Source organism: Dapis hubbardiae BLCC-M172 (assembly GCF_050016015.1).
In the GTDB taxonomy this organism is placed as follows: Bacteria; Cyanobacteriota; Cyanobacteriia; order Cyanobacteriales; family Microcoleaceae; genus Trichodesmium.
The window spans coordinates 1-8,657 of sequence record NZ_JBNHEQ010000061.1 but is presented as its reverse complement, the minus strand read 5'-3'; the positions used below and the strand labels follow the sequence as shown (position 1 = coordinate 8,657).

The 8,657-nt window shown below is 33.9% G+C and carries 7 protein-coding genes; 2 read left to right on the top strand and 5 right to left on the bottom strand.

Annotated elements, in window-relative coordinates:
* Positions 1-39 precede the first annotated feature (39 nt).
* The 3 genes from ACP6PK_RS06300 to ACP6PK_RS06290 form a co-directional block, all read right to left on the bottom strand.
* Positions 40-276: a DUF4277 domain-containing protein gene (locus tag ACP6PK_RS06300; protein WP_426558714.1), complete on the bottom strand. Its 237-nt coding sequence runs from the start codon at positions 274-276 to the stop codon at positions 40-42.
* Positions 277-626: 350 nt separating this feature from the next.
* Positions 627-2,033: a cytochrome c biogenesis protein gene (locus ACP6PK_RS06295; protein WP_426558712.1), complete on the bottom strand. Its 1,407-nt coding sequence runs from the start codon at positions 2,031-2,033 to the stop codon at positions 627-629.
* Positions 2,034-2,439: 406 nt separating this feature from the next.
* Complete coding sequence (locus ACP6PK_RS06290) at positions 2,440-3,171, bottom strand: cytochrome c biogenesis protein CcdA (protein ID WP_426558710.1); 732 nt, start codon at positions 3,169-3,171, stop codon at positions 2,440-2,442.
* Positions 3,172-3,819: 648 nt separating this feature from the next.
* Between ACP6PK_RS06290 and ACP6PK_RS06285 the strand changes: the two genes are divergently transcribed.
* Both ACP6PK_RS06285 and ACP6PK_RS06280 read left to right on the top strand, forming a co-directional pair.
* Positions 3,820-4,074, top strand: a complete 255-nt coding sequence (locus ACP6PK_RS06285; RefSeq protein ID WP_426547613.1) for a hypothetical protein — start codon at positions 3,820-3,822, stop codon at positions 4,072-4,074.
* Positions 4,068-4,427 carry a type II toxin-antitoxin system PemK/MazF family toxin gene (locus ACP6PK_RS06280; RefSeq protein ID WP_426558708.1) on the top strand — a complete coding sequence of 120 codons (360 nt, stop codon included), beginning with the start codon at positions 4,068-4,070 and terminating at the stop codon, positions 4,425-4,427. The genes ACP6PK_RS06285 and ACP6PK_RS06280 overlap by 7 nt, the downstream gene beginning before the upstream one ends.
* Before the next feature lie 1,493 nt (positions 4,428-5,920).
* Here ACP6PK_RS06280 and ACP6PK_RS06275 read toward each other — a convergent pair.
* Together ACP6PK_RS06275 and ACP6PK_RS06270 are read right to left on the bottom strand one after the other, a co-directional pair.
* The gene (locus ACP6PK_RS06275; protein WP_426558706.1) at positions 5,921-6,880 is read right to left on the bottom strand and encodes an RNA-guided endonuclease InsQ/TnpB family protein; all 960 of its coding nucleotides are present in this window, start codon (positions 6,878-6,880) and stop codon (positions 5,921-5,923) included.
* Between the two features lie 331 nt (positions 6,881-7,211).
* Positions 7,212-8,369, bottom strand: a complete 1,158-nt coding sequence (locus ACP6PK_RS06270; RefSeq protein WP_426558704.1) for a glycosyltransferase family 4 protein — start codon at positions 8,367-8,369, stop codon at positions 7,212-7,214.
* Between the last annotated feature and the right edge of the window lie 288 nt (positions 8,370-8,657).

Here is an 8,657-nt window from a genome sequence, read left to right as displayed (position 1 = left end):
CATAAAGAGAGTTTGGGATTTGTTTGGGCTTGAAATTTGCTAAAGTCCCGTTAAGTGTTCTATAGATTTTCCCTCAAAAAATCGACTAAATAAGTATAATGGAGATGACACTAATCCTAACCCATTTAAAACCATTCCTTTCACTACTTGACCCCCTGTTATTTTTTCTGATAATTGTTCTCCAAGTAGTTGATTAATTTTCTGTTCTATACCAATCTCATCAATGATTCCTGCTACCAACCCTAAGTGGTCTATATTAGTCACTTCTATTGACATTTTCTCATCTTTTTTTGATGTTCACCTTTAGCTCTAGAATTACACTTTGAGTTTTTTTTTCTTGAGTCTAAATACTTACTCAAATTTTCCCCTCTTTAATATACTACATTTTGTCGTGCGGAATGTGGGTTAATAGATAAAGCTTTTAGCCTTTTTTTGTCTGGAAAAAGTACGAACTTTTAGGTCATTTAGGTTCAAAAATTTAGCATTTTTGGCTCAATATTACAGGAAAATTAAGAGATAATTCCTCCCACTACCTCATCTAAATTCCCCATTTATCCTGACTCCTGACTTATGACTCCTGACTCCTACCCCTACTAAAAGACTTTATTCAACAAACCCTAATTAAGTCAACCTCGACGAAAATCTGGAAAAAGTTTGTCTTCAGGGGATACATTCTCATCATTTCCTGATTCAATATTTAATCTGTCTAAAATCTCTAACATTTCTCGTTCAAAAGCAACACTAGCACGATTAGTTTTACCCCCTATATAAAGTAGTTCATTCTCTTGAAAAGCCCAAATTTGGGAGTGAGAAACATAACTCATTAACACACTCAACATTAATAAACCAAAACCTAAATAAACAATTGGAATTCCTGGATCTGCTTTTATTTGTAAACCTGTACTACCGATAATTTTGTCAACAAATAAGGTAATACCATTCACTTCTGTAGACATTCCTTCTCGCACACTAGCAACTAATTTACCAGTATTATCATAAATTAATACAGTTCCTTGTAAATCTTTGGCAAGTAAAGATATACCTTCACTTAAATCTGGTTTTGTAGGAACCCAAGTTCCCCAAATTCTTCCCCCTCCTGCTGTATCTAATTTTGCCATTGGTAACTTAAAAACAGGGCTTTTATTAATTCTAACTTTGACTGCAGAAATTCCCCAATCTGCTTGATACATTGTTACTCCATGATACCGCATGGGTTGATTAACAAATATGGTTTTTCTATCTACTTCTTCGCCACTTTTATCTAATACTGATAGGTCTGAATAAAACTGGTCAATTGTTCCTTTTGGAGTATAGTCAATCCAGAAACGATTGACTCGTACTGACCAATTTTTAGGAATTTGTGATTCGGCAAAAATCCCGGCATCGACAATATTTTTAACTTGAAATGTTTCCCCACTCGGCACTATTTCTTGACCAACAAATCCGGTAATTGAACCAATTATTGAGCCTGCTAAAATTATGAGCATACTAGCATGAACTATTATCGGACCGACTTTCCCAATAATTCCTTTTCGTCCGTAGAGTTTATCTGGTTCTTGAGATGTTTGATAACCTTTTTGCTGTAATATTTTTTCTAAGGAATCTAAGGAAGCTGTTTCTATTTCTGCGCTTAATGCTAAGTTTTTAAATTGTTGTTTTTTATCGTAAAATTTCCAGCGTTTAGCAGATTTTAAGGCGGGTAATTGTCTGGTAAATGTGCAGGCTGTTAAACTGGCTCCGAATAATATTAATATTGATAAAAACCACCAAGTCCGGTAAACATGATCTAATTCTAATAATAAAATTACTTTCCAGGTTAAAAAACCAAATAATGCTGGTTTTTCTGGATAGTTTTCTTGATAAAAATCTATTGACTCACCCTGTTCTATGACTGTTCCAGAAATACTAGAGATAGCTATGATTAAAAGGAGAGCGATCGCCAAGCGTAAATCTGCTAATAATGGCAATATTTCTCGTCTAAATATTTTGACAGGATTTAGCTTTCCATTTAATTCTGAATCTTGAGCATCCATTTATTTAATTCCTAAAAGTTTCAACAATTTTTTTTGTAGCAGGGAATAGGGAATAAGGAATAGGGAATAGGGAATAGGGAATAGGGAACAGTTAGAAAAAAATTTCCGCTGTCTAAAATTCATTATCAGTCTATGTCCTAACCAATTCTTTCTTAACTATCATAAGTAGATATGTAGCAATCAGGAATCAGATGTGAGAATTGAGGTTTTCCTTAAAAGCGTAGAATATAGCAGTTATAATCTTCATATATATTCATTTTTTCTTCTTCACTGAATCCTTATTAAGCATCTCCAATAATAAAAAATCAAATCAATTATCACACCAAAATAATCCATTATTTCTCCCCTACTCCCCTACTCCCCTACTTCCCTACCCCCTACTCCCCTACTCCCCTACTCCCTCTTTTTAAACTGGTACAATTCTAAATAAAAGTGAAAATACACCAAAACCAACTAATAAAATTCCACTAGCAGGTGTAATCCAACTAGACCATTTTCTAATTTCCAAGAACTTTTTAATATTAGCTGTAAAAGTTCCAGCTAATATCAAAGGTGTTACATAACCCATAGCATAAAATAGTAATAAAATTCCACCTAAAATCAAATCTCCAGTAGTCGAAACCCAAGCTAATAATGTTGCTAATACAGGAGTGCTACAGGGAGATGCTATTAAACCAAATGTTAAACCTAATAAATATGAACGTACTCCTTTAGGTAAATCTTGAGATATCCATCCCATACTGTCAAAAGATGGCATTGGTAATGGCAAAGCTTCTAGTAAATTAAGACCCATTAAAATAGCAATTATACTAACAATAATTGGTAATCCTATACCTACTTGACCATAGACTTTTCCCAGCAATGATGCTATAATACCCAATCCTGCAAGAGTTGTGGCTAATCCTAGAGAAAACCAAGTAGATTGAGCAGCAGCTTGAATGCGACTTTTAGCCTCATATCCGCCAATGTAACCGATAGTTATTGGTAACATAGAAAGCATACAGGGAGTTAGACTGGTCAGTAAACCGGCGACAAAGATGATGACTAAACTTGCCCAACTTAGATGTATTAGTTGAGTTTTGACTAGGGTATTTGCATATTGGGCAGTTTCGTAAAGGAAAGTTAGGATAGTTTCCATAGTTTAGTTACTTGGTAATAAAGCTTTATGGGTTTTATATTTATAGGATTTTTAACACCTTGATCGAACTAAGATATTTTATACCAAATTTGAAAAATAATGCTAGGATAATGAACTTCCTACGTTTTCTGTAAGGCTATTGTATCGCTTTGGTGATCAGAGCTGGACTGTAGCTAAACTAGATAAAATTATTATTTCAAATTATTATTACGATAATTTGCTAGACGTAAGTCCAAATATTTATTGTAATTATGAGTCTAAGATTTGCTCTTACTATCAAGTTTCATTAATTAGCCATAATAAAAATTTTCTTCTTTTGAAGCAAAAATATTTTTTCGGTGTCAAATTCTGCACAAATAAATTTCCCCTTGTTCTCTACTCCCTACTCCCCTAAGGGTGATTCACGAATCACCTCTACTCCCTAAATTTTTTAGATTTTAGATTATGACCAGAATTTAAGATTTTCTCTGGAATTATCTGAAACAAATTAACTCTAAATTCAATCTAGTATGTAGGATAATTTTTGAATATTTAGTAAAGGGGAATTGAAATCTCTCAAACAAATCAAGATAGTGAGACCTTTTTTAAGGTGTATTGACAGCAATATAACCACTGATTATACTAACAGGAAAGTCAAAGTATAATTATATGGCCACTGTTAAAACTGCAATATCACTGCAAGAGTATCTGTTTGAACAAGCTGAGGCAATAGCCGCAGAAATGAAAATTTCTAGAAGTCGTTTAATTGCCATTGCTCTAGAAGAGTTTATCCGTCGGCATCAAAATCGAATATTACTAGAAAAAATAAATGCTGCTTATGGAGATATTTCAGATGCTGAAACATCAACATCAATAAGTAGTATTAGTGGACATCATAGGAGTATAATAGAGGACGAGTGTTAATTAATCAGGGCGATATATTCTGGATAGAATTAGGTGAACCATCCGGTTCTGAACCTAGTTATAGACACCCTCATGTTGTCATCCAAAACAATGTTTTTAATTTTAGTCTAATTAATACTGTTGTTGTTTGTAGTTTAGGTTCTAATCTGAAGCTTGCTGCTGTTCCTGGTAACATTGTCTTATCTCCAGGTGAGGCTAATTTACCAGATCAAAGAGTTGTGAATATATCCCAAATTTTCACAGTCGAAAAAGCCAAACTGACAGATAAAATAGGTACTCTTTCACCGGAGAGAGTAGAGCAGATATTAAATGGAGTGGAACTATTGCTCAAACCAACAGAAATGGAACAATAATGATTGATTAAGCCTTTGCTCCTCACCTTACTTCCTAGATTTAATTATCTTTCATTTATGAAGAAATTCAAATCTGTACTATGTTTTTCTATCAGGATATTTTAAGTTAGTGGTAGACAATATTACGGTAGTTGATTAATAATAATATTAAATTTATCATTCAGTTACTATAGTTGAATCAGAGAATAAATTTGACAGGACTTACGCAAAAGATGAAACTAAAAAACAGTTTTAGGTGTTAACGACTAACTAATTTTGTGCATTAGGGCGGGTTTACTTAATCTTAGGGTAAGCATGAAAATTTCCACTAAAATCTGCCCCTACTATTGCACTATTTAGGGTGTGTTACTCCACAAATAATATCCTTTGTGTCTCATTGACTGTTTATGTTGACTGGGTTGGGTATTAGTTTTTTTATCCTTTTTTTATTATAAAAAAATATACTAATTCTCAATTTAATTGGTTGTGAAAAATTCTATAAAAGTTAATTTTCAACTATAGCAATTCGCCCATAGGTCGCGGGTAATCAAAAAGTAGATAAAAAACTTGAAACTCTCGTCTATTCCCTGTTCCCTCTTTCCTAAAAGCGGTAAGGTTTTTATACACAAATAAAATAGGACTGCTATAGATTGAGTTTTTGAATTTGTATACATAATTATAATTCAATAATTTTGGCAGTTTGTGGATTCTTAAAAGGAATTACTTTTTCTTTGCTTATGGTTTTATTGGTGTTAAGAAATACTTTCTATATATAGAAGGCATTTGATGTTTTTATAGATTGGTTTTCCTTTCTACAACATTCGCTATATAGCTGTCGCTAGGTTGGGCATTTGATCTCGCAGAGCGAAAGGGGAATGGAGTTCTATCGTTAACATTTTAGTTGAATAAAAAGTCATGCTTGTAGGCGAGCGGACACCACATATTTTAATGATATCAAAATTTTTGTCCGAATGCAACCGAAATTTCTTTGAGCCGCCGATTTTTTTCAGGAGCTTCAGAGAATGAAAATGTTAGTATTTTTCTGTTGAGGAACAATGGATAGAAAGATTTGATTAGGCAAAGAACGAGCATCTTATTTTCCCAGAGCTTCAGAGAATGAAAAATTTCTACTATTGCTTTTAGCTCAAATTCCTAAATCTTTGAGAAGGCAATTTAGTTGAATAAGTTACATGACATTGACTACTCCCCGGACTTAAGTCACGGGGATTCTAAGTTGATACTACGCAACAGGATAAATCCATGTTGCTCCGTTTTTTCTTAGCTGACCAAAGATATATTCTCTGGGGACAAGTCAAAGTGCCCCTACACAGTTGGCTTAAGTTTAACCCTAGCTTTCTGCTTACTTTTGTGATTATATTTGCAGCCCCGTTACAGTCTGCATTAATTAACCAATTATTACCTGTTCTATACAAACCACGCTTCTTGATGCAGTCGCTCATGGGGGAAACCCCCAAGACCGCGCTGCATCGCTTTATTCTTTTTCCTGACGGTTTTCAATCATCGGGTTTTTCACCATAAATAGGCAGATTGTCACCATCTAAAAACGAAGCAATACTTGTATAACTTTCTTCGGTTTCTATCAGTATTATTCCATATTCATAGCACAAATGAGCTATTCTTTCTTTCAGTCTAGCTGTCGGAATTGGTACAAATTCTGAATTACTTTTTTTTCCTAATTTGATTTCATTTTTCTGACCTTTATTCCAACCAAAAACAATTGTACCAATAGCATTTTTTAAACAATGATTAATTACTATTCTGGCTCCTTTATTTATAGCGTCACGTATTTGGCGGTTCCGCTTTTCTGTAATTGCAGCTAGTTTATTTGACCAAAATCCAGTCGGTTGATTTTCTTTGATAGTTGATATCTGTTTATTGTACCAACGATTCATTGATTTGAGATGTTTACCATCTACAATTAAGCTAGTACCCACATTCGATACACAGGTCAACCAATTATTTACACCATGATCAATTCCTAATACATTTTCTTGATTTAATAGAGGTTTAACTACTACTTCTTTTTCATAGACAAATTCTTGGGTAAAGCATCTATTTCTCGGTAATATTCTCAGTTCTCTAAGAGATAAAAATTGGAGATTACTCGGCATAGGAATCTCAAAGCAATCTAGACCAAACCAGCGCTTACAGGTATTACCTAGTGGGACTCTAATTTTATTACCTTTAAGTTTTAATGCTTGCTTGGGGTAACTAACTGTAGCCATTCCCCCTTTTTTTCTGTACTTAGGAATCCTTGGTCTGTCTGATACTTTTCCTTCACTATAGGCAATAATAAGACCATAATAAGACCTAAATGATTCAGCTACAGTTCTCAATATTTGTTGTGCTGAAGAGCGAATGTAAAACTTTGTAATGATAGTTCTTTTTGTAGACCTTTTCCAATTCAAACTTGCCGAGAGTTTTGTGAGACTTAAAAAATAATTGCCGACCATAATATATTCCCATGTTAGTTAGCTTGTGAGACTGTTCACATAAGAATGTTAAAATAGCAATTAATTCGGGATTTTTACCTACTAAAACTTGCTGACAACAGTACATTTGAAACGAGGGTTGGATGGCTTTATTGTGAGTAATAATAGCATAGGACTACTTTAGTTGTCTAGTCTAAAGGACTCGGTTGTTTTCATCTCCCGGTTAAAACACGGGGGCCTTCAACGTGGCTTTTTGGTCAAATAAAATACATCGGATTAAAATCCGACTCCTCGCCTTTCATCCATCGCTTAAAAGACGATGGCTTTCATGCTCCCGTGTTATTTAGGTAAACTAGCCAATATGTTCATAAAAAGATTTCAGTAATTTTGTATTTTCCTCCCAGTTAAGGTGAGTTTTGGCAAAATCAATTGCACCCTCACTTAACTTTTCATTTAGAGAATTACCACTCAACAATTTTTCCACAGAATCAACAATATTAACCGCATCAACCACAGGTAAAATCAAAGCATCTTTCTCATTTTCCATCACTAAACCAATATTAGTAGCAGGCAAAACTACAGGTTTACCCATTGCTAAAAATTCTGGCAACTTACAGGGGAAACGATAATCATTAAATTTATCAGGTCTACCTGGTTGAATTAACACATCTGCTAAAGCCAAAATTTCTGGCATTAAACTCCGGTCTACATATCCTAATTCAATAGCATATTGTCGCGCCCAACTATCATCATCTCCCAAAAAATTACAGAAATCTCTACCTGTTCTAATTAAAACAGCAGGTTGACCTTCTCGGTTCAACATTGCCACTGCTAAATATAAACTTCTCACCTCATAAGTATTAGCAGCATGAACATTTCCGGTGTAAGAAAAAACTAAATTATTGTCAGGAACGCCAAATTTTTTTGCTATTTCTGGATTTTTATCTCTAGGATAAAAATGCTCTGTTTCTACACCAGGCCATAAAATTAAACTCGGTACATTATTGGGAACAAATTCTTTTAACTTTTCAATAATAACTGTCACCCCATCTGCACTTGCTAGAAATTCCTTATATTTTTGGGGATGAGAAACATTATCGGGAATTTCTAGGGAACCATTAGCAGTAGCAATTTCTTCAAAAGGTTTATTTAAGTATTTTTCCAGAACATATTCCTCATTATCTTCTAAATGAATTACTAACTTAAAGTCATAAGCCTTCCGGAGTTTATGACAGTAATTTCTAGTAACTTCTCTAGGAGTCCAAACATGAACAACATCGGGTCCTTGCTGATTTTTAAAGTATTCGTTTAAGCGATAAAATTCACCATATTCTGTCACTTGATATAAATTTGCTAAATGTTCTCCTACCTGAGAAACAGTCTGTTTATTTCTTGGTACAGCTACCAGACAATCAAAACCAAATTTAACTAAATTATTAGCAAAATGATGTACATGAAGGGCACTATTAGAGTGAAAATCTTCGTACAGAACAAATAAAATGTTTTTCATTACAATAAGGGAGTAGGGGATAGGGAACAGGGAATAGGGAACAGGGAACAGGGAACAGAAAAAAAGTATTTTGCAAATACTGAGATGCACCTTGAATGCTTACCGGAAAATTAAGGTATAAAGCCTCTCAATTCATGGAAAAAAAGAAAAAAATTCCTTGAGCGCCAATCCTCTTCTTGATAAGAAGAGGTAATTATTAATTATTGAAAGTATTTTTAACAGGACTTATGGGAAGATACTATACATAGAGTTGAAAAACTAGAACGTCTGAGTTTTAAGCGCTATATG

Excerpts from the sequence above, each read along its gene's own strand:
- ACP6PK_RS06275 (WP_426558706.1), bottom strand. The coding sequence starts at position 6,880 with ATGGTCGGCAATTATTTTTTAAGTCTCACAAAACTCTCGGCAAGTTTG.
- ACP6PK_RS06295 (WP_426558712.1), bottom strand. The coding sequence starts at position 2,033 with ATGGATGCTCAAGATTCAGAATTAAATGGAAAGCTAAATCCTGTCAAA.
- ACP6PK_RS06285 (WP_426547613.1), top strand. The coding sequence starts at position 3,820 with ATGGCCACTGTTAAAACTGCAATATCACTGCAAGAGTATCTGTTTGAA.
- ACP6PK_RS06290 (WP_426558710.1), bottom strand. The coding sequence starts at position 3,171 with ATGGAAACTATCCTAACTTTCCTTTACGAAACTGCCCAATATGCAAAT.
- ACP6PK_RS06300 (WP_426558714.1), bottom strand. The coding sequence starts at position 276 with ATGTCAATAGAAGTGACTAATATAGACCACTTAGGGTTGGTAGCAGGA.
- ACP6PK_RS06270 (WP_426558704.1), bottom strand. The coding sequence starts at position 8,369 with ATGAAAAACATTTTATTTGTTCTGTACGAAGATTTTCACTCTAATAGT.